At 66.6% G+C, this 25,259-nt stretch carries 30 protein-coding genes; 29 read left to right on the top strand and 1 reads right to left on the bottom strand.

The features are described from left to right. The 28 genes from ACSSVZ_RS21440 (at window position 1) to ACSSVZ_RS21575 (ending at window position 21,745) form a co-directional block, all read left to right on the top strand. Window positions 1–477 carry a phage virion morphogenesis protein gene (locus tag ACSSVZ_RS21440; protein ID WP_453972789.1) on the top strand — a complete coding sequence of 159 codons (477 nt, stop codon included), beginning with the start codon at window positions 1–3 and terminating at the stop codon, window positions 475–477. After that, window positions 474–1,103: a hypothetical protein gene (locus tag ACSSVZ_RS21445; protein WP_453972790.1), complete on the top strand. Its 630-nt coding sequence runs from the start codon at window positions 474–476 to the stop codon at window positions 1,101–1,103. Before ACSSVZ_RS21440 ends, ACSSVZ_RS21445 begins: the two co-directional genes overlap by 4 nt. Continuing rightward, window positions 1,100–1,687, top strand: coding sequence for a phage baseplate protein (locus ACSSVZ_RS21450; protein ID WP_453972791.1), 588 nt, complete (start codon window positions 1,100–1,102; stop codon window positions 1,685–1,687). The genes ACSSVZ_RS21445 and ACSSVZ_RS21450 overlap by 4 nt, the downstream gene beginning before the upstream one ends. Window positions 1,688–1,698: 11 nt before the next feature. Then, window positions 1,699–1,944, top strand: a complete 246-nt coding sequence (locus ACSSVZ_RS21455; protein ID WP_453972792.1) for a hypothetical protein — start codon at window positions 1,699–1,701, stop codon at window positions 1,942–1,944. A gap of 2 nt (window positions 1,945–1,946) precedes the next feature. Further along, window positions 1,947–2,354 carry a GPW/gp25 family protein gene (locus tag ACSSVZ_RS21460; RefSeq protein ID WP_453972793.1) on the top strand — a complete coding sequence of 136 codons (408 nt, stop codon included), beginning with the start codon at window positions 1,947–1,949 and terminating at the stop codon, window positions 2,352–2,354. Beyond that, window positions 2,351–3,277, top strand: coding sequence for a baseplate J/gp47 family protein (locus ACSSVZ_RS21465; RefSeq protein ID WP_453972794.1), 927 nt, complete (start codon window positions 2,351–2,353; stop codon window positions 3,275–3,277). The genes ACSSVZ_RS21460 and ACSSVZ_RS21465 overlap by 4 nt, the downstream gene beginning before the upstream one ends. Continuing rightward, entirely contained in the window at window positions 3,274–4,305 is a 1,032-nt protein-coding gene (locus ACSSVZ_RS21470; RefSeq protein ID WP_453972795.1) for a hypothetical protein, read from the top strand. Before ACSSVZ_RS21465 ends, ACSSVZ_RS21470 begins: the two co-directional genes overlap by 4 nt. Continuing rightward, on the top strand, window positions 4,302–5,036 hold the full coding sequence (locus tag ACSSVZ_RS21475) for a phage tail protein I (protein ID WP_453972796.1): 735 nt from the start codon (window positions 4,302–4,304) through the stop codon (window positions 5,034–5,036). The genes ACSSVZ_RS21470 and ACSSVZ_RS21475 overlap by 4 nt, the downstream gene beginning before the upstream one ends. Window positions 5,037–5,048: 12 nt before the next feature. Further along, entirely contained in the window at window positions 5,049–7,325 is a 2,277-nt protein-coding gene (locus tag ACSSVZ_RS21480; protein ID WP_453972797.1) for a hypothetical protein, read from the top strand. A gap of 8 nt (window positions 7,326–7,333) precedes the next feature. Continuing rightward, window positions 7,334–7,501 carry a hypothetical protein gene (locus ACSSVZ_RS21485; protein WP_453972798.1) on the top strand — a complete coding sequence of 56 codons (168 nt, stop codon included), beginning with the start codon at window positions 7,334–7,336 and terminating at the stop codon, window positions 7,499–7,501. Continuing rightward, window positions 7,479–8,561, top strand: coding sequence for a hypothetical protein (locus tag ACSSVZ_RS21490; RefSeq protein WP_453972799.1), 1,083 nt, complete (start codon window positions 7,479–7,481; stop codon window positions 8,559–8,561). Before ACSSVZ_RS21485 ends, ACSSVZ_RS21490 begins: the two co-directional genes overlap by 23 nt. After that, window positions 8,561–8,953, top strand: coding sequence for a hypothetical protein (locus ACSSVZ_RS21495; RefSeq protein ID WP_453972800.1), 393 nt, complete (start codon window positions 8,561–8,563; stop codon window positions 8,951–8,953). The genes ACSSVZ_RS21490 and ACSSVZ_RS21495 overlap by 1 nt, the downstream gene beginning before the upstream one ends. 111 nt (window positions 8,954–9,064) lie before the next feature. After that, on the top strand, window positions 9,065–9,793 hold the full coding sequence (locus ACSSVZ_RS21500) for a hypothetical protein (RefSeq protein WP_453972801.1): 729 nt from the start codon (window positions 9,065–9,067) through the stop codon (window positions 9,791–9,793). Continuing rightward, complete coding sequence (locus tag ACSSVZ_RS21505) at window positions 9,790–10,275, top strand: hypothetical protein (protein ID WP_453972802.1); 486 nt, start codon at window positions 9,790–9,792, stop codon at window positions 10,273–10,275. The genes ACSSVZ_RS21500 and ACSSVZ_RS21505 overlap by 4 nt, the downstream gene beginning before the upstream one ends. Before the next feature lie 97 nt (window positions 10,276–10,372). Then, window positions 10,373–10,852: a hypothetical protein gene (locus tag ACSSVZ_RS21510; protein WP_453972803.1), complete on the top strand. Its 480-nt coding sequence runs from the start codon at window positions 10,373–10,375 to the stop codon at window positions 10,850–10,852. Window positions 10,853–10,936: 84 nt separating this feature from the next. Further along, window positions 10,937–12,166, top strand: coding sequence for a phage tail sheath family protein (locus ACSSVZ_RS21515; protein WP_453972804.1), 1,230 nt, complete (start codon window positions 10,937–10,939; stop codon window positions 12,164–12,166). A gap of 18 nt (window positions 12,167–12,184) precedes the next feature. Next, complete coding sequence (locus tag ACSSVZ_RS21520) at window positions 12,185–12,691, top strand: phage major tail tube protein (protein ID WP_453972805.1); 507 nt, start codon at window positions 12,185–12,187, stop codon at window positions 12,689–12,691. Between the two features lie 108 nt (window positions 12,692–12,799). Beyond that, complete coding sequence (locus tag ACSSVZ_RS21525; RefSeq protein ID WP_453972806.1) at window positions 12,800–13,273, top strand: hypothetical protein; 474 nt, start codon at window positions 12,800–12,802, stop codon at window positions 13,271–13,273. Between the two features lie 164 nt (window positions 13,274–13,437). After that, a complete protein-coding gene (locus ACSSVZ_RS21530) occupies window positions 13,438–15,690 on the top strand; it encodes a phage tail tape measure protein (RefSeq protein WP_453972807.1) in 2,253 nt (750 codons plus the stop codon). Then, window positions 15,687–16,076, top strand: coding sequence for a hypothetical protein (locus ACSSVZ_RS21535; protein WP_453972808.1), 390 nt, complete (start codon window positions 15,687–15,689; stop codon window positions 16,074–16,076). The genes ACSSVZ_RS21530 and ACSSVZ_RS21535 overlap by 4 nt, the downstream gene beginning before the upstream one ends. Window positions 16,077–16,083: 7 nt before the next feature. Further along, a complete protein-coding gene (locus ACSSVZ_RS21540) occupies window positions 16,084–16,305 on the top strand; it encodes a tail protein X (protein WP_453972809.1) in 222 nt (73 codons plus the stop codon). Continuing rightward, entirely contained in the window at window positions 16,302–17,312 is a 1,011-nt protein-coding gene (locus ACSSVZ_RS21545) for a phage late control D family protein (RefSeq protein WP_453972810.1), read from the top strand. Before ACSSVZ_RS21540 ends, ACSSVZ_RS21545 begins: the two co-directional genes overlap by 4 nt. A 201-nt stretch (window positions 17,313–17,513) precedes the next feature. Next, window positions 17,514–17,630: a Com family DNA-binding transcriptional regulator gene (locus tag ACSSVZ_RS21550; protein WP_453972899.1), complete on the top strand. Its 117-nt coding sequence runs from the start codon at window positions 17,514–17,516 to the stop codon at window positions 17,628–17,630. Then, entirely contained in the window at window positions 17,630–18,445 is an 816-nt protein-coding gene (locus ACSSVZ_RS21555) for a DNA adenine methylase (protein WP_453972811.1), read from the top strand. Before ACSSVZ_RS21550 ends, ACSSVZ_RS21555 begins: the two co-directional genes overlap by 1 nt. Before the next feature lie 83 nt (window positions 18,446–18,528). Then, window positions 18,529–19,278, top strand: coding sequence for a DNA-methyltransferase (locus tag ACSSVZ_RS21560; RefSeq protein ID WP_453972812.1), 750 nt, complete (start codon window positions 18,529–18,531; stop codon window positions 19,276–19,278). 295 nt (window positions 19,279–19,573) lie between these two features. Beyond that, on the top strand, window positions 19,574–20,368 hold the full coding sequence (locus ACSSVZ_RS21565) for a glycosyltransferase family 2 protein (RefSeq protein WP_453972814.1): 795 nt from the start codon (window positions 19,574–19,576) through the stop codon (window positions 20,366–20,368). Between the two features lie 353 nt (window positions 20,369–20,721). Further along, window positions 20,722–21,219: a hypothetical protein gene (locus ACSSVZ_RS21570; RefSeq protein ID WP_453972816.1), complete on the top strand. Its 498-nt coding sequence runs from the start codon at window positions 20,722–20,724 to the stop codon at window positions 21,217–21,219. A 196-nt stretch (window positions 21,220–21,415) separates the two neighbouring features. Beyond that, window positions 21,416–21,745, top strand: a complete 330-nt coding sequence (locus ACSSVZ_RS21575) for a hypothetical protein (RefSeq protein ID WP_453972818.1) — start codon at window positions 21,416–21,418, stop codon at window positions 21,743–21,745. A 165-nt stretch (window positions 21,746–21,910) separates the two neighbouring features. Here the strand turns inward: ACSSVZ_RS21575 and ACSSVZ_RS21580 are convergent, their stop codons facing one another. Then, on the bottom strand, window positions 21,911–23,254 hold the full coding sequence (locus tag ACSSVZ_RS21580) for an aspartate aminotransferase family protein (protein WP_453972819.1): 1,344 nt from the start codon (window positions 23,252–23,254) through the stop codon (window positions 21,911–21,913). Window positions 23,255–23,550: 296 nt separating this feature from the next. Between ACSSVZ_RS21580 and ACSSVZ_RS21585 the strand changes: the two genes are divergently transcribed. Continuing rightward, on the top strand, window positions 23,551–25,254 hold the full coding sequence (locus ACSSVZ_RS21585) for a uracil-xanthine permease family protein (RefSeq protein ID WP_453972821.1): 1,704 nt from the start codon (window positions 23,551–23,553) through the stop codon (window positions 25,252–25,254). Window positions 25,255–25,259: the final 5 nt, after the last annotated feature.

Genomic DNA, 25,259 nt, shown 5'->3' on the forward strand with positions numbered 1-25,259 from the left:
GTGTCGGTCTCCCTCACGCTCCACGCCAGCGAAATCGACGAGGCGCTTGTCCGTCTGAAGCCGATCCTCGACTTCGAGCCTGCCGGCATGATGGAGGACATCGCCGCACTCGGCGAAAGCCAGACCCGCCGTCGGATCACCGACGAGAAGACCGCACCCGACGGGACGCCCTGGCCGCCGAACTGGAAAGGCTCGTCGATCCTGCACGAGACCGGCCGGAACCTGCTGGACTCCGTCGCCTCGTCGGCCTCATCCGATGTCGCCGAATGGGGTGCGAGCTGGGAGTTCGCGCATGTCCACCAGGACGGCATGGAGATCGTGCCGGTCAAGGGCGACCGGCTCGCCTTCTTTCTCGGATCGAGATTCGTGACACCGAAGAAGGTCACCATTCCGGCGCGTCCCTTCGTCGGGATCTCGGCCGAGAACGAAGAGGAGATCATCGCACTGGTGACGGACATCTGGGGCCTGGCCCGATGATGGAACCGCAAAGCCTTCTCGACATGATCCAGGAGACCCGGATCGAACCGGTGACGGCGGCAGCGGTACGGACGTTCGCCGACCTCATGCCCGATGTGACAGTCACCGGCCATCCCGGGAAGCTCGACATCGCCGACGTGGTGAAGCGCAGCGTCGTGCGGGCGCCTGGTGTCGCGGTCGGCTGGTCCTCGATCAAGCGGGACCGGCAGATCGTCGGCACCTACCTGCTGTCGGTGTCGTTCGCGGCCTATGTCGTCGTCGAGGATTACGTGGATCGCGCGGCGAAGCGGCGCATCGCCCGAGACGTCGTCGCCCACGCGATCGGCGGCCGCCTGCTCAATATTCTTTCCGATTCCGACCTCGCCGCCTGGGGGCTGGAAGGCGTGACGCTGCCGCTGCTCGATCCGGAGCCGGAGTTCAAGCCACTGTTCACGGCCAAGGATGCCGAGGCCGGCACGGCCTACTACGCGGTGACCTGGCGCCAGTCGATCGTCGACCTGGGCGCGGCGATCATGGACGGGCCGACCCCCGCAACCGACGAAGCGCTGCCCGGCGTCCGGTTCGAGGAAGACTTCGATCTCCCACCCGAGGTCCGCGCGATGATTTCAGAAGGTGACGACGCATGATGCGCTCCGGCACCACCCGCTCGCTCGTCGCCTCCGAGCTTCGCACGCTTCATCGCAAGGTCCACCAGGCCGAGGGCCGGCTCGCACGGTCCGTGCTGACGGGCAAAGTGCAGCCGGGTTCGCAGGACCTCGCCAAGCGCACCGTGCGTCTCGTGCTCGGGCGGAACGACGACGGCGAGGACATCCTGTCGCCGCCGGTGCGCTGGCAAGAACCCGGCGCCGGGACCTTCAAGGTTCACGCGGTGCCGGCGGACCACGAACAGATGACCCTGCTCAGCCCCTCCGGAACGATCGGCGATGGCAGTGAGGCGGTCTGGGGAACCTACGACGACGATCACGCCCCGCCCTCGAGCGCGGGCGACGAAGCGGTCCTGACGTTCGGTGACACCCGGCTGACCTTTCGAGGCGACCAGGCCCGCGTGTCGTCGCCGACGGTCATCGTCGAGAGCGAAGACATTCAGCTCGGAGCGGACGGCGGCAAGCCCGTGGCCCGGATCGGCGACCTGGTCAACGTCGGAAGCGGCTCGTCGACCGGCCTCTGGCCAATCGTCCAGGGGTCCTCGCGCGTTCGCGCCGTGGATTAGGAGGCAAAGCGATGGACGCAAAGCGCTGGATTGTGACGGAGAACGCCGGGCCACAGGTGGCCGGCCGATCGGTGACGAAGGGCGAGACGATCGAGCTCACCGAACACCAGGCGCGGGCCGAGGTGATCGCCGGCTCGCTGAAGCCGGCGCCGAATGCCGGGGATGCGGCTGAACCCGAGACCGTCGAGACCACCTTGAAGCCGCTTCGGAAGCGCTCCGGAAAGACCACATCCGCTGCTGAGGACGAGGCCTCCTGACCATGCGTGCGATCCGCTACCGCACCGGCGTTGGCAAGAACGGAGGCATCCTCCGTGGCTGGCCGCACTGCGCCGAAAGCCTGGAGCGGATCTGGCGGACGCGGACCAACAAGATGGTGATGCTCCTGGAATTCGGATCGGAGCATTTTTCCCGGTTGTCGGAGGACATCACGCCGGAGCTGGCGCTCCAGCTCTACGACGATCTCGCGACGGCCGCGCACCGCTGGGAGCCTGAGTATCGGATCGCCAGCCTTCAGCTCGTCTCGCTGACCCGGACAGGCGGGCTGGGGATCCGCCACATCGGCACCTACTATCCGGAAGGCCGGCTCGGCAATTACACGCTTGCATTCGAGCAGACCGCGAACGTTCCCCTTTCCCTCTATCGATCGAGCCTGGGAGCGGCCGCATGACGACGTCGCCGACCTCGATCGACCTGTCGCGCGTGCCGTTTCCCAACGCGATCCTCGAGCTCGACTTCCAGACGCTGAAAGCGGAGTTCATCGGCCGCTACCTGGAGGCCTGGGCAGACCGTCGCATCGCCGACCCGAACTTGCCGCAATACGACGTGGAGACGATCGAGACTGATCCGGTGGTGATCGCCGGGGCCCGCGCCTGGTCGTGGCTGCGGCTCTACGAGCGTGGCCGCTTCAACGACGGCGTCAAAGCTGTCCTGGCCCCGCTATCGACCGGCTCCGATCTTGAGAACGTCGTCGCATCGCAGAGCCTCGCGCGTCTGACGGTGACGCCGGCGACCGAGAATGCGCCGGCCGTGATGGAGACCGACGAGGGACTCCTGCGGCGCTATCTCCTCTCCTTCGATCGCGCGTCGGTCGGCTCGATCGGGCGCTACCTCCTGGAAGCGTGGACGGTCTGGCCCGGAATGGGCCACGCCGTCGTCAACGGTCGCGCCGTCCATGGCCGTCTCGGCGACAGCGACGTCGTCATCACCGGCCCGGGCGGCCGTGACCCGACGCCGGTCGAGCTTGCCCTGGTCACGGCGGCGGTGCGGGCACCGAACGTCAAGCCGGAAGCTATGGGCGTGGCCGTGATCAGCGCCACCCGGCGCGAGTACTCGGTGGACCAGGTGATCGAGGTCCCGCCGATCGGGCCCGATGCCGAGGTGGTTCGCAATGAGGCGATCGCCCGCGTCCGCGCCGCCGGTGACGCCCGCACGCTCATCGGGGGCGAGGTGCCGGACGGGCTCATGGCGGGCGCCGCTTACGGTCAAAACGTGATCCGGGTGCGGGACAACGCGCCGGTCGTGATCGCGGCCGATCCCTACACCGTCCCGGTGCTGACCGGGATCGACGTCGCTGCGGAGGTGCGCGCGTGAGCGAAATCCATCGGCCCACCAAGGCGAGCGAGCTGCCGTTGATCGACGCGCCCGCGACGGCCGAGCTCATCGGCATCCTGGACGGCGAGACCGGTCGGGTGGCGGTGGCGCAGATCTCCGAGATGGTCGCAGAGGGCAAGTCGGCGTACCGCGTCGCCGTCGACAATGGCTACGAAGGGACCGAGGCCGAGTGGCTGGAAACCCTGGTCGGTGCGCAGGGTGCGCCCGGCGCCGACGGCGCGATCGGTCCGGCCGGCCCGGGCTTGCCCGCCGCCGGCGCTACGGGCTCGGTCCCCGTAAAGGCTTCAGGCGACGACTACGACGTCGCGTGGACGAGCTCGTTCTTCATCGACCCCGAGACCGGCTACTGCGGGATTGGTCTGTCGGGCGCCACGCCTGATGGGCCCCTCCACATCAAAGCGAGCCCGTCGAGCGAGGGTGCCATTGTCCTCGAAAACTCGGGCGACCCCGGCAAGCTGTGGTCGATCGGGCCTGGCTACCCCGGCAACTACTCAGGCGACGTGCTCATATTCGCGGCCGGCGGCTCAATTAATGCGGACCATGTGCTTCGTATTCAGGCCGGGCAGCCGCTAGGGGCGGTGGAAGGCATCACCCTGCCGGACGCAAAGCAGATCGGCGCCGCAAGTTCGTTCGGCCTCGCCTACTACATGCCGTTCAGCGGGACGGAGACCCTACTCGGGTTCCGGGGCGCGGTCGCCAGTGGTGTGGCGGAATTCCGCATGAGCGGCAGCTACCACGATGGTTCTGGGTGGGTGGGTGGCCCCGCTGTTTCGGCGTGGAACTCCGCCGCAGGTCCCCAGCTCTCCGTGGGGAACATCACACCGACCGCCGCTATCGACGCGCTCGGAGCCATCCGCACGCGTCCGTATACGGTGGCGACGGTTCCCGATGCTACCGCATCCGGTGCGGGAGCAATGATCTACGTGACCGACGCCTCGGCCGGCGCCAGGCCCTTCTGGTCGGACGGGTCTGACTGGCGGGACGCGGCGGGAACGGTTCTCGCATGATCGGCTACCTCAACCTCACCGACGAGGCGGGCGAGCCGATCGACTTCGGGCCACCCTATGGCCCGATCGACGGCGAGTTCGTCCAGGACGAGATCCCGGATCCGGGACCCTTCGAGATCGCGTTCGGCGAGGCGCTCACCGACCGGATTGACGTGCCGATCCGCGAGATCCTCGATCCGTATCAGACGCCGGCCGCGTTCCTGCCGTTCCTGGCCGCGCACTATTCGGTCGACCTCTGGTTCGACGACTGGCCCGAGGAAAGTAAGCGCGAGATGATCGCCCAGTGCGGCGGCCGGTCCGTGGTCTATCCGGGCGAGCGGCTGGCCGACCTCAAGGGCACGCGCGAGGGACTGAAGCGCTATCTGTCGTTCGTCGACGCCGAGATCGTCCGGGTGGTGTCGCATCCGACGCGGTTCGCGATCGGTCGGTCCGGCATCGGTTGGTGCCCGATCGCGCACCCGCCGTTCACCGCCCACTACCTCGTGAAGCTGCCTTTGAAGCGGCCTCCACACCCCTTCGAGATCAACAGGGCGGCGATTGGGCGGGCTTCCCTGCGCTCCGTCGACCTTGAGCCGATCCGGCGCGCCAAGCTCGCCATGACGATCTCGAAGGCTCCGGAGACCCTTTACTCGGTCTCCTTCGCCTGGCGCCGCCGCATCCAGCTTTCCGATGCCATCCCGCTCGATGGAGGCCACCACGTCGGCGGCTTCGTCGATCGCACGCGACTGTAGAGGACGCGCCACATGTCCAGCCGCATGAACTTCGACGACGCCGAGATTGCCTCTCACACCGACTTTACGGGTGTCGGTCTCTTCGCACAGGGGGCGATCGACGACCTGGTCGCCGACGCGATCGGCTACCCGAACCATTGGGCGGCCTTCACCGTCGCCAAGGCGAGCGCCCAGGAGGTGACAATCTCGCCGGGGCGCTACGTCGCCGGCCGGGAGGTCTACGCCCAGGAGGAGGCACTCACCCTCAACCTGCAGCTCCACATCCCGATTGCGACGTCCGATCAGCGCTGGGTCGCGATCCTGCTGCGCGGCGAGGAGGTGACGGAGAACGAGAACCGGCCGTTTCAGACCAGCGAGGACCCGGAGAACTCCGTGGTGGTCATGCGACCGACGCCGAAGCGGATCCGCCGGCGCGTAACCGTCGTCGTGCAGGCAGGCGAGATCAACCCGGTGCCGGTCAAGCCGGCCGTGGCGGAAACCGACGCCTGCATTGCCTACGTGCTTCTGAAAGCGACGGGCATCCCCGACGACGGCGGCATCGAGCCGGGCGCCTCCACCCGGGTCAAGACGCTCTATGAGGTCGAGGGGCGGCTGACGACGCTGGAAGTGGATCTGGACGCGCTCTTCCTGCGCACGGCCGTGATCGAAACCCAGATCACCAACCTTAACGACAAGGTGACGGAGATCCCGCGCCGCGAGACGATCCGGCAGATGCAACGCGACATCGGCGCCGCGCGGCTGCTGCTAGACCTGCCCGACGAGATGCGGTCCTACGTCTACGACAACGGCCTGGTTCCGGACCGCTGGGACACTGGGCACGGCAGCTGGTTGGCGCGGGTGAGCGAGGGCATTCGCTACGGCTTCAGCCAGACGAACACCGGTCAGCTGGTGCCGACCGCGCCGTCCTCGGCCGACATCATGTGGACCGGCGAGCGGATGATGCCGGCCTTCGACCAGGTCGCCCGGATCGCGAACGGATCGATCGACACCACCATCGCCATCTCGCAGCTCGCCCACACTGAGGTCGAGGCGATCATGAAGACCGTGCCGCGCATCCGCGTGACCTACGGTCCGACCGTCCAGGTCTGCGAGAACACCGCGGGCTGGGCAGCGCTTGCCGATGCCCAGATCGGCACCATGCTTCGCCACGACGGCGAGGAATTCGAGGTCGTCGAGTACTACGGCGACTGGGAAGGGCTGCCGGACCATTCGCTCTACGGCATCCGGCAGATCCGCCGCGAGGTGATCGAAGAGGCCTACTGGGAATACAAGACAGTCGCCGTCGGCGTGAACGGCTCGATTTTCAGCCAGACGTTCCTGGTCGCCCAACCGATGATCGCGACGTCCCTGTCGCTCTACTTTTCGCGCGTGGCGGCCGACGGCGACGTCCATCTCCTGCTGGTCGAGACGACGCCGAGTGCCGCGCCCCAAGTCGACAAGGTGATCGCCACGGCGACGCTCGCACACGGGACCATCGTCCAGGGCTGGAACAACATCCCTCTGGCACTCACCATGCTGGAGGCGGGCAAGCGATACGCCTGGGTGACGGTCACCACCGGCGCCCATTCCCTCGGCGTCTCCACCGGCAACAAGTTCGCCAACGGCACGCTCTTCCGGTTGACGGACGGTGCATTCGCCCAGGGCGATCTGGAGCAGGACTTCGCCTTCATCCTCTACGCCGCGCGCTTCCGCTCTCCGCGCACCGTCGTGCCGTTCAACCCGGTTGTGCTCACCGACGGCATGACCGAGCTCGACCTGCTCCACAGCGGCTGGGAACCGGGCGGAACAAAGCTCCAGTGGGAGATCAAGCCGGCGGGCCAGAGCGAATGGCGGGTGCTGGAGGACGGCAATCCGGCGGCAAACGCGCTGGTCGGCCTGCCGGCGTCGACCGAAATCCGGCTGGTGATGGTGGGCACCCAGGACCTGGCGCCGATGATCCAGGTCGACGCGTGGTGCCGGTGGACCGCCTCCCGCAACCGGGGAGATATGAAGGCGATCTCCGAAGAGTTCGCGTTCGGCCTCAGCACCACGACGATCCAGACTCTCTACACGGTCGACGCCTTCGACCCGGCGCACCACACATTTGTGCCGAAGATCATGGTCGCCGGCGTCGAGGTGGATCCCGACACCACCGAGATCCGCATCGATCCCGACCGACCGGAGCGACGGCGCTACCTCTCCACCTACACCGTCGCCTCCACGGCCGCCGCGCGGATGGTGTTCCAGTCAACAACCGACAACCCGGTGATCGTCCCGTTCGTCCAGGACGCCTTCATCGCAGCGCTTTAGGGGACCCCATGCAGATCGATCCCGGCACCTACTACCTGGTCAAGCTCATGCGCGTCTGTGAGGTGGGGCCGGTCAGGCACCGCCCGCTGAACGAGATCCGCATGAAGGGGACCGTCGTCCAGAAGATCCTCGACGCCTATGGGGAGGAAGCCTTTGACCGCTGCGATCCCGAGTAAGGAAGACGACTATCACGCCGGCGGCGACCTGGAACTCTCCCCGGACGTCTGGAACGGCGTAATCGGGGATATCGGTTCCCGGCTGCGCGCGCGCGAGCAGCTGGAGGCCTCGTTCTCAGCTCTCGTCGCCCAGGGCATCCAGGCCTCGCTCGACTACATCCAGGCGACGGTGGCCCCGCATCTCGCCAACCTGCAGGCGGACATTGCGACAGCCCAGGACCAGATAGAGACGATCGTCCAGGACGGCGTGGCGCCAAACGCCCTGAAGCTCGAGGGTCATGCCGCCGCGTATTTCGCCACGGCAGCCGGGCTCGCCGACCACCTGGCCGATCTGGACAACCCGCATGCGATCACCCCGGCGATCATCGGCACGATGACGACGCTGGAGATCGAGGCGGCGATCCAGTCGGCGGTCGATGCGCTGCTGGGTGGCGCGCCTGGCGCGCTCGATACACTCAACGAGCTCGCGGCAGCGCTTGGCGACGACGAGAACTTCGCCGCGACCGTGACGACGGCACTCGCTTCGGCAAACTCGGCTATCGCGGCGAGGCTCCCCCTGGCCGGCGGCACCCTGACCGGCAACTTCGCCATTCAGAGCGCCAATCCGGTCGACACCCTGCACAAGACCGGTGTTGCGGTCTGGAACCGCTATATCGGCGGCGACGGCACGCAAATCTTCGCCCATCAGGGCACCGGCCACAACTTCCAGATCAACGCAGGCGGCGACATCTATGCGTCGGGCCTAGGCTGGATGTCCACTGTCCTGGCCGGCAAGTTCGGCAACCCGGTATGGTACTCGCCCGGACACCCTGGCGGCATCAAGTTCGCCAATGGCTTCACCATCTTCTGGGGATATGGCGCGGCGGACGCCTTCGCCTTTCCCTTCGCCCTTGCCGCCGTCTTGGGTGTTTTCCCCATCGCGGTGACAAACGCGCAGGTCACCGCTACGCCGTACGGCGTCGGCGGCGGCAGCTTTCAGGTCGCCCGTCTGCACGACAACGGCAGCTCGATCGGAGGCGCGGGAGATCCCGTCTACTGGCTTGCAGTGGGGCATAGCTGATGAGGATCTATGCGAAGTTCTTCGAGGATGGCCGGCCAAGCGGCTTCTGGCTCGAAGGCGTCAACGACAGCCATCAACCGGACGGCTGCACGGAGATCACCGAGGCCCAGTGGCAGGCGCTTCTTCAGCCAGGCAAGATGTGGGATGGCTCCGGTGTGGGCGACTACGTGCCGCCGCAGCCGACTGTCACCGCCAACCACGTCCGCGAGGAGGCCCGCCGTCGCCTCGCTTTGACCGACTGGTACGTGACCCGGGCCGCCGATCCGTCGGACGGGACGCCGGTGCCGCCGGAGATCCTTGCCCATCGCTCGGCGATCCGCACCGCCTGCGACGCCGTTCTCGCCGAGGACCCGATCCCGGTCGACTTCGCCGATGACGACCGTTGGTCTTGATCGACCCGCCACCATCAACGCATTCTAGTGCCGTCAGCCAGTCAGCGCAGCACCGACCTGCTGCGGAGCTGTACGCCAAGCGATTCCATACGGCGCGTGAAGAGGCTCAGCATGAAGACGTGGTTCGACACTCATTTAGAAAGCGCTCTCACTGTTCTCGCCATTCTCGCCATTGTCTCGATCGCGTTGCTTGGCAACCAGCTTGGCGGACCCATTTTCGGTATCACTCTAAGCGTTCTTGTCCTGGTGGTTCTCGGTCGCGACCGCATTGAGAAACTCTCGGTGGGTATGTCGGATGGCCGGTTTGAAACTGTGTTTAGGACCTTGGAAAAGGCGCGTGCATTGTCTGAAGAGGCTAGGGGTTTGGCGGCCCTTACGGCAGAGGCAGCGTTTCATCTTGCGACTAAACCCAGTGGTCATCTCGATGGAGGGACATGGTCCCAAGATGATGAGCTCAGGATCGCCGTTGCTAAGCGCCTTCGGCAACTTAACGCAGAAAAAGATTTTGTTTCGGAGGTTACGGAGTCCGACAATTCCTTCATGGGCGGGCGCCTTCTGTCACTCGTCCTGGCTTCAGTTGGAGACTCAGATGGTGGGGCCGGCTCCGGCAGCCAGCGCCTCAAGCATCTCCTATCGGAATGCCAAAAAAACAAGGACAAGATAGCCACTTTCGACGACGTTGACGCTTGCATCCCGGAAGCCATTCGGTCGAAGCCTGAGATCCAACAGACGCTGGATCTTTACCGACAGTGGCATCAGAGCGATCCGAAACTTTATTTTGTCGTGGACCAATTGCTTCGGATCACCGAGCTGGAAAAGCGCCCCTGGAAAAATGGTTGAGTGAGTTTGAGCAGTGTTTTGGGGCGGGCGGCGATGTGCGCGGGGGTATGAATTTGGTCGATAAGCTGACGAACATTGACCGTTTTAATCTAGTCGTTGCTCACATTTTCACGCGTCTATTGGAAGCGTTTCCAGTACCCGGCCCGCTTGAGTTGGATGATGCAATCAGAGCGGCCTTCCCGGCGCTTGGGCTCGACGAAGTGCTGACACAGGATCAGGAAGAATTCGTGATCGAGGCGGGGGAGTTCCTCAATCGCGAAGGATTTCTCTCAGGAGACCCCTTCGATCTGTCCCATGGTGCGCAGTTGACGACAAAAACGCTGCTAATTCTTCAGGTCGTGCCAGAGGGCATTCGCGGCCCCACGACGTCACTCGGAGAACGCTTGAAAGCGACTACTGAGACCGCCACAATAAACCAGACTGTTGGTCAAATTTTTGGAATTGCGGTTGGTGCGGCGCGCGGCATCATTGGAATTCCGTAGAAGACATTCTTCGGGCAAGGTGCGGTGATCGGCGGGACATTGCTCAGAGCCGTTGTGATGGTGCTCTGGTCGTGCTTCAGCTTTGGCAGAGGATTCAATGCGCGCAATCGTCGTTCTCGCCCTGCTGCTGATCGTGCAGCCCGCCCTTGCGGGCGCGCGGGAGAACATCCTCGCGGCTTCGAAGGGTGTTGAAACCGTGCTCGGGGAGCCGTTGACGCCAGCGGGCCCGTTTGTGGATCCCGGAGAGAGCGACGAGAAGACGTTCTGCTACGATGATGTCACGTGCCAGGCGGAAGCTGCGGAATACGTTTTCGTCCAGGCTAGGGGTCATTCCATCCGCACGACGGTCTCTAGCCGTGTCGATCCCGACACCTATTTTCGTATTTGCCTGGGCATCCTTGCCGGACTTACCGAAGACGTTCTTCATCCCGACTACGTGACGAAAACGATGGAGGGCTTGTTCCAGGTTGCGGCAAGCTCTGGCGGTGGACACACTCGGCTTGGCTCCGTTGAGGCGAAGGTGCAGCCGGCGGGGGAATTCAACCTGCTGGAATGCGACTTCGTCCGCTGGCAATGAGCGGCTGACAGCCGTCAGCCCCGCCGCCGGCACCGCGCCCGGCGACAGTGATCCCGACCTGTTTCCACCCGTCGGGATCTCATCATGGCCGCTACCACCCCGAACGTCGGCACACGCGTCTTTTCGGATCTGACCGGAACGGTCGCCTCGATCGACGCGCGCGTGACCTACACCGGCATGTGCCTGCCGGCGCCGCATGCCGATAATTCGATCGAGAAGCACCGGCCTTACGCAATTTCGACCTCCGACAGCGAGACAATCGCGCTCCTGGGCGAAGGCGTCGCGAAGGACACGATCACCCAGATCGCCTCGGAGGGGATCAACACCGACATCATCTTCGTGCGCGCCGATGACGATCTGGACGAAGAGGCCCAGCTCACCCACATCGTCGGCGACGCCGCGCTGAAGACCGGCGCCTGGGCGCTCCTGGAGGCGAAGTCGGAACTTGGGATCGAACCGGCTCTCGCAATCTCGCCCGGCTACACCTCCCAGCGGCCAGGTGATGCCGCGAACCCGGTGATGACCGCCCTCGACGCGATTTCGGCCAAGATCATCGACTGCTTCGCGCTCGGCGACACCGACGGCACCACGCGGGAAGCAGCGATGCAGGCGGCCGAGGACTTCGCGACCTCCCTCAACGTCGGCATGATCTATCCGCAGGCCAAGGTGTGGCTCGGCGGCGATGTCGTGAGGCCGCTGTCGCCACACTGGGCGGCTGCGATCATGCGCCGGGACGCGGAGGTCGGGAACCCCTACAAGGCCGCGTGGAACCGCCCGCTGCGGGGCATCCGGGGCACGTCCCAGAAGATCGGCCACCGGGACGGCGACCCGACCTCGGAATCCAACGTCCTCGCCCAGGCAGGCGTCGGCACCGTCATCGAGAACAAGCTGCTGTGGGCGCCGTTCACGACCGCGACCGATCCGACCGTCGTCGGCTACCGGTCGCTCAAGCGGATCCGCACCCGCCGTTCCATCGAGAAGGCCTTTATCCGGTCTCTTCGCGGCTACAACGCCATGGATCTGGGGCCGCATCTCGCGACGCTGCTTTTCCAGGCGGCCTCGGAGGCCTGCGCCGAGCGCCAGGCGATCACCGCGATCATCGGCTACGAGGTGATCTGGGACCGGTCGCTCAATCCGAACACGCTCCTGCGCGACGGCGGGCTCCGGATCAAGCTCCGCTTCGAGGAGACGCCGGAGCTGATCGACCTTGGTATCTACACCGAGCCGATGCCGGAAGCCTTCGACATCCTGGCCGACAACATCGCCGCCGCCCTCGAGGCGCTCGGCGATCCGAACATCCGCGTCGTCGCCTAACCTGGAAGGAGACCGGCCATGGACCGGATGATCTACGGTGCCAACTGGTACGTCGACACCATCAACCAGCGTCTCCGCCTGGCAGCGGTCCAGTTGCCCGAACTGTCGCGGGCGAAGGAGACGATCGTCACCGGCGGCGGCTGGTTCGCCTTCGACAATCCGGGCGAGATCGAGGGGCTTGAGGCCCGCTTCACCCTGACCGGCGCCCACGAGGACGTCCGCTCGCTGTTCGGCCGCGAGCCGGGCGACTGGACGACGTTCTACTACTATGAGCGCCTTCGCGACATCACCAAGGGCGTCAATCGCGGCCGCGTGGTCATCCTGAAAGGGCTGGTCGGCACCGTCCGCCAGCCGCAGATCCGGGGCAAGCGCGGCGGAGAGACCGAATATTCCGTCAGTTCCATGTGGCAGTACCAGGACCTGGTCGACGGCAAGGTGATCCATCGCTTCGACATCGAGACGAACACGCTGATCATGAACGGCCTCGACTACACGGCCGACCACAACCGCCTGACGGCCGCCTGATACGGCCCGAAAACCCAGACGCCATAACTCATTTTCTGTCGCGTTTCCGGACGGCGAACCGGTTCCCACTTCGCCTGGAAACGCTCTGGACCACCCAAAGGGGGCACCGTGAGCGACAAGCCGAAGCAGATCATCGAGCCGAAGGAGCCACCGGCGCCGCCGACGGTGGACGTGGGCGAGATCCCGCTGCCGCCGGAGGAACTCTGGCCGGATCTGGAGAACGCCGGCGGTGGCGAGACATCAGAGGCGAAGCCGGCCGACGCGGACGTGGCGAGGCTCGACTTCGTCGATGCCACCAAGCGCGAGAAGGTGATCCCGATCGTGCACACCTTCCGGTGGGACGGCGCGGTCGTAACGTCGGTCACAGTGCGGCGTCTGGTCACCGATGAGGTTGCCGATCTGCTGGCCCGCTCGGCCGGCGGCAACGTGTCCCGCTATGAGATCTATTCCCAGATGACCGGGCTGCCGGCATCGGTGCTGCGCGGTCTCGACGACGAGGACGGCGATGCGGTGACGGGAGCCTGTTACGATTTTTTGCCCCGCGTATTCCGCCCGACGGAGAGCGCCTCTTCGTCAGCCTGAACGAGTGGCGCGGGGTGGTCGCGCGGGTCTCCTCCACGCTCAACACCGGCCTGGATCGCTGCCTCGCCATGCCCTGGGACGAACTGCTCATGTGGTTTCACCAGGCCCGCGAGGTTGACCGTGAAACCTGGGGGCTGCTTCGCCGGCGGGATGAGACTTGAGCCATGAGTGATCTCGACGTCGCGCTGCGCCTTCGGCTGGACTATGAGGGCCGCGACGCCGCCCGCCTGGAACGCGACCTCAAGGATGTCCAGAAGGCGGCCGACCGGCTCGCCCGCAGCCGGGCGCGCGGCCTTCAGGACGATCTGTCGAAGGTCTCCGGCGAGGCCAAACAGGCGGCGGCCGCGCTCCGCGATCCGGCAGAAAAGATCAAGGCCCTCGATCGCCTCAAGACCGATCGCGTCGCCGGCGAGCTGGCTTCGCTTCGCACGGCCGCCCAGCAGGTCAGCGGCAAGATCAAGGTCACCAGCTCCGACTTCAAAGCCTTCAACCGCCTGAAGACCGACCGGATCGAGGGCGAGGTCGACTCGCTCAGGGGCGCCCTGGAGCAGGTCGGCACCAAGCTCGACGGCACGTCGAGCGGCTTCAAGGCACTCAACAAGCTGAAGCTGAACGAGGCTGAAGCGGAGCTGAAGTCCCTCGGGAAAGCCGCCGACGGGGTCGGGGACCGGCTGGATAGGGCCCGGCGCGCGCGCGGTGTCGGCGGTGACGAATACACGAACAACGGACCCCGCCGAAAGGTGAAGGCGGGGCCGAGTTCGGCTGCACGCGCTGCGGAGGCCGCCTACGACCGGTCTCCGATCGGCGCTCTCGTGCCAATTGCCGGCGGCGCGCCGGTGGTCGCGGGTGCGGCGGTTGCCGGCGGGGCGATCGTCGCCGGTCGATCCTACGAGCACTATGCCGAGGCTGAGCGCCGGATGACCTACCTGGGGTTCAACGCCGGGGCGACCCAAAGCGAAACCGAAGCGGCGACCCGCCAGGTGCGGGCGATGGCCCTGCAGCTGGGGATCAAGTTCGACGAAGCGGTCGCGGCCCTGGAGGAGATTGTGGCGGCCGGGCAGACGATGCCCAAGGCCCTGAGCCTTCTCCCATCCGCCTTGAAATCGACGATCGCCTCCGGCGCGCCATCCGCCGACATGGCAAAGACAATCGAATCGGCGACGGTCGCGATGAAGATCGATCCGAGCCAGACGATGGCGATCGCGGACACCGTGATCGGCGCTGGCGACCTTGGCAAGTTCGAGATCGCCGACATGGCGCGGTACTTGCCGTCTCTCTTGCCGCAGGCCGGGTTCAATCTCGGTTACACCGGCATTGAGGGGCTCCAGAAGGTGGCCGCGGATCTGCAAATTGTCAGGGCGCAGTCCGGCACGTCCGAAGAGGCCTACACCCGGCTCAAGGACTTCTACACCAAGATTTTTTCAACCTCGACGCAGGATGCCTTCAAGGACGAGGGCCTCGACCTTCGGGGCGCGGTAAACCACGCCGTGAAGACTGGCGGCGATCCAGTCGAGGCGGCGGTAGGCGTGGTGCGCAAGGCGATTGCCAAGGATCCGACAATCCTCCCTCGCATTTTCACCGAGCAGGATTCGCGTCAGGCGGGCCAGGCACTTGCCACGGCCGGCGACCAGAGATCGGTCCTCATGGGGCAGATGTCGGCGGCAGGAGGGTCCACCGAAAAGCGCTTCCAGATCGTGACCGAGGATGCCACGTCGGCGATCGGCCGCCTTGGCAACGCCGCCTCGAACGCGGCATACGCCTTCGGCGCGTTCCTCGACCGCATGGGCGTGACCGATACACTGAACACCACGGCCGGCGTGCTCGACCTCTACGCGCAGAAAGGTCCGGTGGGCGCGACGACCGATGCCTGGTCGAACACCTATCGGCGGCTCTGGACCGACCCGGCGATGAGCGTCCTCGATTGGGCGTTTGGCCCCGACACGCCGTCTGGCCCCGCCCGGGGCGTCCCGCCGAGCGACGGGCCCGCGCCCCCGATCTCGGGGATCGACCCGCCGAAGCCCGCCTTTCCGATGCCGCGAGCGAAGCCAACGGCCGCCGCCCTCCAGGGGAGCATCGGACCGGCCGGGCGGGAAGCCATGAACGCCTACAACGCCGAACTCGACGCCGGCGGCAAGGAGTCGGTGTCGATCGCCCGACGGATCGCCAACGAGCTGGCCTCCATCTTCTCCTTCTCGGCCGGACCTACGATCACACCCAGCTATTCCGGGAACGCCGGTCCGTCTCCGATCTCGGCGCCCGCTGGGCGGCCGCCCATCCAGGGGCCGACGACCATCCACAACCGGATCGACGGCTCCGGCTCGCCGATGAAGACGGCTCGGGCGACCGTACGGGAGCAGAACCGCGCCATCCGTTCAGCGCGCGCCGGGGCGCTTCATGACACCGGGAGGCTCGCATGACCGCCCGGATTTCGCTCGGCAAAGCCAAGCTGAAGGTGATCGGCCTCACCCCCCAGCGCCTCACGGACGAACGCGAGGCCCGCGTGGTTTCCCGCCCGACTTTCGAGGGGATGGATCATCAGAAGACCGGTCCAGGGGACACGATCGTCAGTCTGGAAGTCGTGACCGTGCCCCTCGTCTTCGGCGGCCTGGATGCGCTGGAGTGGCTGAAGCTGCACCTCCAGCAGCAGGACACGGTCAACTATTTCAGGATGGAGGCGAACTATCTGGGCCGCCTGGTCGGCCAGGTCTGCCTGACGTCGGTATCCAGCGACGAGGAACGCTTCCACCCGTGGACCGGCATCGGGCGGAAGGTCTCCGCCTATGTCGAGTTCCTGCACATCTGAGGGCGTCATGGCAGATCTCGGCTACTACGTCGTCGTGGAGGACTTCGAGCGGCTCGATCGGATCGCACGCGCGCTCTACGGCTCGGAAGCCGGTGGCGTGGTCGAGGCGCTCCTGGAAGCAACTCCGGGCTTGGCCGATCTGGGTCCGTCGATCCCGCGCGGCACGTTCATCCGGGTGCCCGAGCCGCCTGCGTTGGTGCCGTCGACGATCGTCAGGCCCTGGGAATGATCCGCAAGCCGGTCCTCAAGGTCTACGGAGCCAGCGGCAATGATCTCGTGCCGCAGTGGGGCCGCACGCTCCTGGGCGTCTCGATCACCGACAGCGCCGGCTATGAATCGGACGAGGCGGTGATCCGCTTCTCGGGGGGCCTGGAGAACCCGCCGCCGAAGGGCGCGCCGTATGTGATCCATGTCGGCTGGAACGATGGCGCACCGATGATCGGCCGCTACACCGTCAGCCGGTTCGGCGGCGGCGGCGATCCGGACTCAGGCGAGGAAATGTTCATCGTGTGCCGCGCTGCGGACTTCGTCGACAAGATGAAGCGAACGCGCTCGAAGCACTATGACGCGGCCGGCGGTCTGGGGACGGCCGGCGCGATCTTCCGGGCGCTGGCGGCCGAGGCCGGCGTGCCTGCGGCGATCGCGCCCGAGCTCGACCAGATCGAGATCCCATATCGACTGCGCTGGAACCAGACGGCGCTCGACTTCGGCACCGACCTCGCAGACGACATTGGCGCCGTGATGAAGCCCCAGGCGGGACGGCTCGTCGTCCTCAAGCGGGGGGCCGGCAAAGCGGCATCGGAGGCCGCGCTGCCGCCGATCCGTGTCACGCGCGGGCCGTCCTTCGGCTGGGACTGCGACATCGAGGAGCGCCGCGCCGTGAAGACCACCGAGGGCGGATGGTTCGATCCGGCAACTGGAAAGCTCGTTCAGGCGCCGTTCGAGACCGGCCGTGGTGCCGGCCTGGCGCTGCCCATGCACCCGTTCGCGTCCAGGGGAGAAGCCGAGCTCGGGGCGCGCGCGCTTGCGCAGGAGCTCGGCCGGTACTCCGGAACGGCGAGCTTCGAAGCGCCCGGCGACCCCGCGGCCGTCGCCGGCGCGCCGGTTGAGCCCTCCGGCTATGGACCCGTGGTGGACGCGATCGCCTGGGAGGCGTCGACCGTGATGCACGACGTCGATCCGGCCGGTGACGGCTGGTCGATGACCATCGAATGCCAGACGAGGGAGGCCTCATGAGGCCCATGTGAGTAGGTGGGAGGGGCCGGGCGTAAACCCGGCTGCGGGGCCTCAACTTGGCCGTCTGAACCCCGCCTGACGCGATACGAGATAACGCCACCCTCCCGCTGCTGCTAGGCAGCCGGGCGAAGGTGACCGCAATCTCTGAAGGTTCCGTTGAAGGATGTACGATGCGGCCGCTGCGCCGCGCTGCTGTTTCGTGTGGACGGGGACGTCCGCGCAGCCGTAGAAATCAAGTGCCGCCGATGCGGCACGGTCACCCACTTGAGGCCAGTCGAGCCCACACCCGAAAGCCGCGAGCTTCAGGACGGGCGATAATGACTCAAGATCTCAACGATCAATTCCGCGACGTCGAGCCGGTGGCACCAGCCGCCGGGTATTTTGGTGGCAAGCGCTACGTTGCCAACCGCCTGATCAAGCGGATGGAGGCTCTTCCGCACACCGGCTACGCCGAGCCGTTCGTCGGCATGGGCGGCGTGTTTCTCCGCCGCCGGCTCGTGCCGCGGTTTGAGGCGATCAACGATGCGTCGGGAGACGTCGCCACGTTCTTTCGCGTGCTGCAGCGGCACTACACGCATTTTCTGGAGATGCTGCGGTTTCAGGTGACGTCACGGCGCGAGTTTGAGCGCCTGATGAAGACGGATCCCGATACCCTCACGGATCTGGAGCGCGCCGCCCGGTTCTTGTATCTGCAGCGGCTCGCATACGGAGGGAAGGTCATCAACCGCTCCTTTGCAGCCCGGAATAATCAGAGTGCCAGGTTCAACGTGCTCGACCTTGCTTCAACCCTGGAGGCGATTCACGAGCGCCTCGCCAGCGTGGTTGTCGAGCGCCTGCCGTGGCAAGAGTTCATGCGCCGCTATGATCGGCCGGGGATGCTCTTCTATCTCGACCCGCCTTACTACGGGATCGAATATGAGTACGGCCGCGGCGCCTTTCGGCGCGAGGAATACGGGGAGATGGCCGAGCTCTTTGCGTCGCTCAAAGGATCGGTTTTGCTCTCGTTGAACGACCGCCCCGAAGTGAGGGATATCTTCTCCGCCTTCGATATGGAGCCCCTCCAGGTCACCTATCACGTGGCCCCGAGGGGTTCGACTGGCAATGAGTTGGTGATCAGCAAGGTCGCCAGTTGAGGCACGATCGAACTTTCAGGATTTCCAAGGGCCAGTGAGCCCGACCCGAACGCCAAGAGCGTCTTCCCGGATGGAGACGCGAAATGCGCTGGCAGCTTCACAATACCGACGCACTTGCCTGGCTCGCCGAGCAGCCACCCGAACAGTTCGGATCACTGGTGACGGACCCGCCTTATTGCTCCGGCGGAGTGCACATCGGCGCTCGAACCGCCAACAGCGCCAACTCGAAATACATCAAGAAGCCGTGGCTCTACCCCGAGTTCGCAGGTGAAAGCCGGGATCAATATTCTTACCTGCGGTGGACGGTGCTCTGGCTCTCCGAAGCCTACCGCACCCTGCAGCCCTCGGCGCCGGCACTTCTGTTCAGCGACTGGCGGCAGCTTCCCGTTCTCACCAGCGCGATGCAGGCCGCCGGCTTCACCTGGCGCGGGATCGTCGCCTGGGACAAGACACTCGCGGGACGTCCTCAGATGGGCAAATTCCGGCAACAGGCCGAATTCGTCATCTGGGGGTCAAAGGGAAAGTGGCACGACCGGAAGGGACCGACCCGACCCGGGGTCTTCACCTTTGGCGTGACGGCCGGCGGCAAGAAGCTCCACACCACCGGCAAGCCTCTGCCGCTGATGGAGGAACTGCTCAAGGTCTGTCCGGCCGGACCTGTCCTCGATCCCTTCGCCGGTTCAGCGACCACAGGCGTGGCCGCCCTCCGGTCCAACCGTGAGTTCGTTGGCTGCGAGCTGATCGAGGCGTACCATCGCCTCGGATGTGAACGCCTGGAGAGGGAAGCCGATGTCCAGGTCAATCAGACTGGCAACGCTGGGGGACCTCCGTGAGCAGGGCTGCGGGCTCTCCGCCCACTGTGGCCGGCGTGACTGCGGCCGGCACGTCCAGCTCGACCTCGATGCCCTGATCAGCCGCCTGGGTCCGGGGCACTCCTATCTTGCCCCTGACCTAGTCCCCAAGTTGCGCTGCCGTGACTGCGGCGGCCGGGAGGTCGGCCTCACCCTCCACGCAAACCTGGGGTACCGGCCAAGCCCTTCAAACGGCCTTCGAACGCACCCCGAAAGCTGAAAAGTTGCTGCCAACCAAACTTGCGCGCCGCTGCCAACCGAAGTTGCGCGCTACAGCATGTTCGCCATCGAGTACGCGTGCCTGTTCGACGTGCTGCTGCCGTGGCTGGCCGCCCGCGGGCTGTTCTTTCCGCTGGGCGGCACCTCCAACCATTTCAAGCGGGACATCCTTCTGCGCCTCGGCGCGTGGGATCCGTACAACGTCACCGAAGACGCGGACCTCGGCGTCCGCCTCACCCGGTTCGACTACGAGATGGGCGTGCTCGCCTCGACGACCTACGAGGAGGCCCCGCTCCACATGCGCGCGTGGCTGCGACAACGGACCCGATGGCTGAAGGGCTGGATGCAGACGTGGCTGGTGCACATGCGGCGTCCAGGCCACTTCGGCCAGCGTCGGGCGCTTGCCAAGATGGCGGTCTTCCAGGCGCTGATCCTGGGCAGCCTGCTCGCCATTCTCGCCTTCCCGCTCTGTCTCTGCTTCATCGCCGCCCACCTGGCGGGCGTCCTGCCGCTCGTCGGCGACGGAGGAGCCTGGACCACCGCCCTCGGCGCCTTCAACGCCGCCGTGTTCGCGCTCGGCTACTCCGCCACCGCCGCCCTCTCCCTGAGGGCGATCCGGCGGCGCGGGCTTGCGATCGCACGGTGGCGGCTCATCGAGCTTCCCGCCTACTGGCTGGTGATGGCCGCCGCCCTCGCCCTGGCCATGGTCGAGCTCGTCCGCCGGCCGCACCACTGGTCGAAGACGCATCACGGCATCGCCCGGCGCCCGCGCCGTCCCGGCCGCCCCGTCTGGCCCGCCGACGGCTGGGCGGCCGGGCTCGCCCTGCCGCAGGCCGTCCCTCACGGGCCGTAACTTTCCCGTCAATCCGCGATGCCATCGTCTCCCCGGACCAGGCCGATGTTACCGAAACGGTTTCGAAATCAACTGGTTGAGAGGACTTATCCGGCACGCGCAGTCCGGCTTCGGGCGGCCGTGCCGACTGATGCGACGGCTCTTCCGGGGTGCCGGTCCATGATAGGGTCGGGCCGTGTTCGCGTTGCTCTTCCGTCTGATCCGCCCGGACGCCCGACGGACGCCCCGGCTTCCTTCCACCCCTGCCGTTCAGCACCGCTCCGCCTGTCACGGTCCCGCAGAACGGCATCGTTTCCGGACGGCGCACCGGTCTTCCCGCCGCCTGGAACCGCTCCACCAGAGGAACCCGCCCGATGGCGTCCCACAGCGCAACGTCGTCTCTTCATCCCGGGCCGGGCCTGTTCCCGGCGCTCACCGCCGCCACCTTCGTCACCGCGATCCTCGCCGGCATCGCCGCCGACATTGTCTGGGAGATTTGGGCGCGCGGCATCACGCCGTTCCTGGTCGGCGGACCGCTGGAACCGGCGGCGCTCGTGCAGGGCGTGTTCGGCCTGCAGAGCCGGGCGATCGCCGAGGTGATCCATGCCGTCGTCGGCGTCGTCTTCTATCCGCTCGGCTACCTGTTCATCGCGCGGCCGCTGCAGCGGGCGATCCTCCCGGGGCTGCCGTGGTGGCTCACGGCCCTCGCCTACGGGGTCGGTTTGTGGATCTTCGCGCTCTACATCATGGCGCATCTTTTTGCCGGCCAGCCGCCGTTTCTCGGCTTCATCCCGCTGACCTGGGCGTCGCTCGCCGGCCACCTGCTGTTCGCCCTGACGCTGGCGTTCGTGGTGCGCACGCGCAGGGTCTGAGTGCGCGTGCACCAAACTGCGCTATCGGGGGGTCTGGCTGCGCTTTTTTGCGCTTTTGCGTGCGCACCGGAGGGCGACCTTCCGGTGCGCACGGCCTTGCGCACTATGCAGCCTTAGATTGCAGATCGGAGCCGCTCGTCCCGACCCGGAAATGCGCTATGCTCGCCCCCCAACGGGGAGGGACGAGATGGTTGCGATGACCGGACTGTTTGTCGTGGTGTTTCTGCTGGGCACCTTCTGCAGCCGGCTGTCGGTGGCCGGCATGGCCGACGGCGCGTTCGCCCGCGGGCCGGTGAGCGCCGTCATCGGCTATCTCGCCAACCTCGCCACGATCGCCCTGCTGATCTGGGGCTTCACGGTGCTGAAGTGGTACTGGCCGCTCGGCTGCATGATCGTCGGCGGCGGCGCCGCCCAGGCGGCGATCCCGCAGATGACGTGGTCGCGCTGGCCGTCGATCGCGCCGGCGCTGGAGGCGGTCGTCATCGCCGGCGCCATCGTCCTGCTGGTCTGGCACTGGCCGTTCTGAGCCGGCCGGACCCAGCTGCCGGGCATCGTTGTTCCCAGAGCCTTTTCCGATCGGGTGGAACCCCCTGATCGACAAGAAATGGCTCCAGATTCAATTCCTTGAGCAATTCCTTTTCGTTCAGATCGCTTGGATCCGAACGGGAAATGCTCCAGGCGCCCGTGCCGCTCAGGCACCGACCGTCTTCAGCGCCTCATCCAGTGCCGTCGCCAGCCGGTCGACGAGCTGGTCGGCCTCGCCCTCGGTGAGGATGAACGGCGGCGCGATGAGGACGTGGTCGCCGAGGCGGCCGTCGATGGTGCCGCCCATCGGATAGACCATCAGCCCGTTCGCCATCGCCGCCTTCTTGAGCACCGCGTTGAGCTTCAGGTTCGGATCGAACGGCGCCTTCGTGTCGCGGTCGGCGACGAACTCCATGCCGAGGAACAGGCCGCGGCCGCGGATGTCGCCGACGTGGGCATGCTGGCCGAAGCGCTCCTCCAGGCCGGCGCGGAGATGGGCGCCGACGGCATTCACGTTGGCGAGCAGATCGCGCCGCTCGATCTCGGCGAGCACCGCGCCGCCGGCCGCACACGCCGTCGGGTGGCCGCCGTAGGTGTGGCCGTGCTGGAAGAAGCCGGAGCCGGCCTCGATCGCCTCGTAGATGGGACGGGCGACCAGCGTCGCGCCGATCGGCTGGTAGCCGGCGCCGAGCCCCTTGGCGATCAGGATCATGTCGGGCACCACCCCGTCCTGCTCGCAGGCGAACAGCGTGCCGGTGCGGCCCATGCCGCACATCACCTCGTCGAGGATCAGGAGCACGCCGTAGCGGTCGCAGATCTCGCGGATGCGCCTGAAATAGCCCGGCACCGGCGGCACCGCGCCCATGGTGGCGCCCACCACCGGCTCGGCCATGAAGGCGGCGACCGTCTCCGGCCCGAGGGCGAGGATCTTCGCCTCCAGCGCGTCGGCGGCGCGGCGGCCGTATGCCTCCGCGCTCTCGCCCGGCTCCGCCCAGCGCCAGAAATGGCAGGCGTCGACATGGTGCATGGCGCCGGTGAGCAGCGGCTCGAACTGCTGGCGGCGCCACTGGTTGCCGCCGGCCGCCAGCGCCCCCAGCGTGTTGCCGTGATAGCTCTGCCAGCGGGCAATCACGTTGGCGCGCTTCGGCTCGCCCTTCTCCAGGAAATACTGGCGCGCGAGCTTGATCGCCGCCTCCGCCGCCTCCGAGCCGCCGGAGACGAAATAGACCCGGTCGAGCCCGGCCGGCGCCCGCGCCGCGAGCGCCGCCGCCAGGTCCTCGGCCGCCTCGGTGGTGAAGAAGCCAGTGTGGGCATAGGGCAGCGCGTCGAGCTGGGCCTTGATCGCCTCGACGACGACCTTGTCGGAATGGCCGAGGCACGACACCGCAGCCCCGCCGCAGCCGTCCAGATAGCGCCGGCCCTCCCGGTCGATCAGGAAGCAGCCGTCGCCGGCCACCGCGACGGGCATCTCGGCCTTGGTGTGGCGGGGAAAGACGTGGGGGGACGGCATGGCGGGCCTCATTGCTGGTCGCACACGCGACTATGGGGAGCCTGAAGGGGAACGTCCACTGCTGCGCCAGGGGCCGCCGCTGCCCGGGCCCCGGCGCGGTTGGCCAGCCCCCGGAGCCGCGGCGACCGCGGACTTGAAGCGGCCGGACCTGCGTGCTCTTTCTCAAGCTCTGGGAGCTGGTGGGTTCCCCGCCCGGTCCGACGAAGCCAGACGGGGAGCCACTCGGATGCGGAGTGCCTGATTCTGCCCGGCCTTCGGGCCGATCTGCCGGATCGAGAAGGCACGAAGGGGGACATATGGCTCGGCGTCCTGCCGACCTGATCTATTCGGTCGACGATCGACCGCCGTTCGGTCCGCTGCTCGCGCTCGGCCTGCAGCATGCGGCACTGGCCTCCGTGTATCTGGTGCTCGTCGTGATCGTGGCCAATGCCGCGGGCGCATCGAACCAGACCGCCCTGGCTATGGTCTCGCTGGCGCTGGTGGCGCTGGCGATCTCGTCGGCGCTTCAGGCCTCGCCCGTCGGCTCCGGCTATCTCGCGATCCCGGTCTATTCGGCGATCTATCTCGCCCCTTCGGTCCTGGCCGCCCAGACCGGCGGCCTTCCCCTCGTGTTCGGGATGACGGTGTTTGCCGGCCTGGTCCAGGCCGGTCTCTCGTTTGGCCTGAGGGATCTGCGCTGGCTGTTTCCGCCTGCGGTCTCCGGACTGATCGTCACCGTCGTCGGGATCGACCTGGGCCTCGTCGGCATGTCGCACGTGCTTGCCGTTCCCGAGTTCACCCGGCATCACGACATCTCGATCGCCCAGATCGCCGCCGCGGTCGCGACGCTCGCCGCGGCGATCGGAATCAGCATCTGGGGCAAGGGGATCGTCCGGCTGCTCGCGTCGCTGGCCGGCCTCGTCCTGGGCACGGCGATCGCCATCGCCGGCAACCTGATCGAACCGTCCCAGGTGGCGTCGATCGTGCGGTCTCCCTGGATCGGCATTCCCGATGTCACGCATCTCGGGCTGGCCTTCGATCTCGACCTCGTCCCGGCCTATCTGGCCGCGGCCATTGCCGCCACCCTGCGCACCATCGGCGTGATCACCACCTGCGAGAAGATCAACGACGCCGACTGGAAGCGGCCCTCGATCGGGGCGCTTCAACGCGGCACCTTCGCCGACGGCATCGGCTGCGCGCTGGCCGGCCTGCTCGGCGCGATCGGCCTCAACACCGCGCCGAGCCTCGTCGGCGTCTCCAATTCCGCGCGCGCCACGAGCCGCTACATCGCCTATTCGGCGGCCGTCATCCTCGTGGCCTTCGCCCTGATCCCGAAGGTCGGCACGCTGTTCCTCGCCCTGCCGCTGCCGGTTGCCGGCGCCATGCTGGTTTTCACCGGCTCGATGATGATCGCCGGCGGCGTCGGCATCATGCTGTCGCGCGACCTGGATTCGCGGGCGACGTTCACCATCGGCATCTCCCTGCTGCTCGGCATGAGCCACCAGGTCTTCCCGGACTACTTCGCGCACCTGCCGAAGGCGCTGCAGACCTTCACGGGCGGGTCGCTCTCGCTCTGCGTGCTCTCGGCGCTCGTGCTGACGATGCTCTTCCGCATCGGAACGCGCCGGAGCGCGACGGCCACCGGCGGCGACGCAAGTTCGGTCGAGAGCTTCCTGGAGAGCATTCCCGCCCGCTGCGCAGCCTGGAAGGTCCCCCCGGACGTCGCCCAGACCTGCCAGGCGACGGCGGCAGAAGCCTTCGCGCAGCTGCGGGCATCCGGAGACGTGGATCGGTTCGACGGCTGCACGCTGACGTTCGACGCCGTCGACCTGGTGGTCGAGCTGATCTATGCGGGACCGCTCATCCGGATCGCCGAATCCCGGATCAGCCGCCGGCACCCGGACGAAGAACAGGCGTTCGCCAGCGGCATCTCGGTGTTCCTGACGGGAATCTACCCCGACCGGCTGGAAACCCGGACGTCCGCAGACCGTACCGTGGTCCGATTGATCTTTTCCGCGTGAGGGGG

The sequence above is a fragment of the Amorphus sp. MBR-141 genome, from assembly GCF_053628695.1.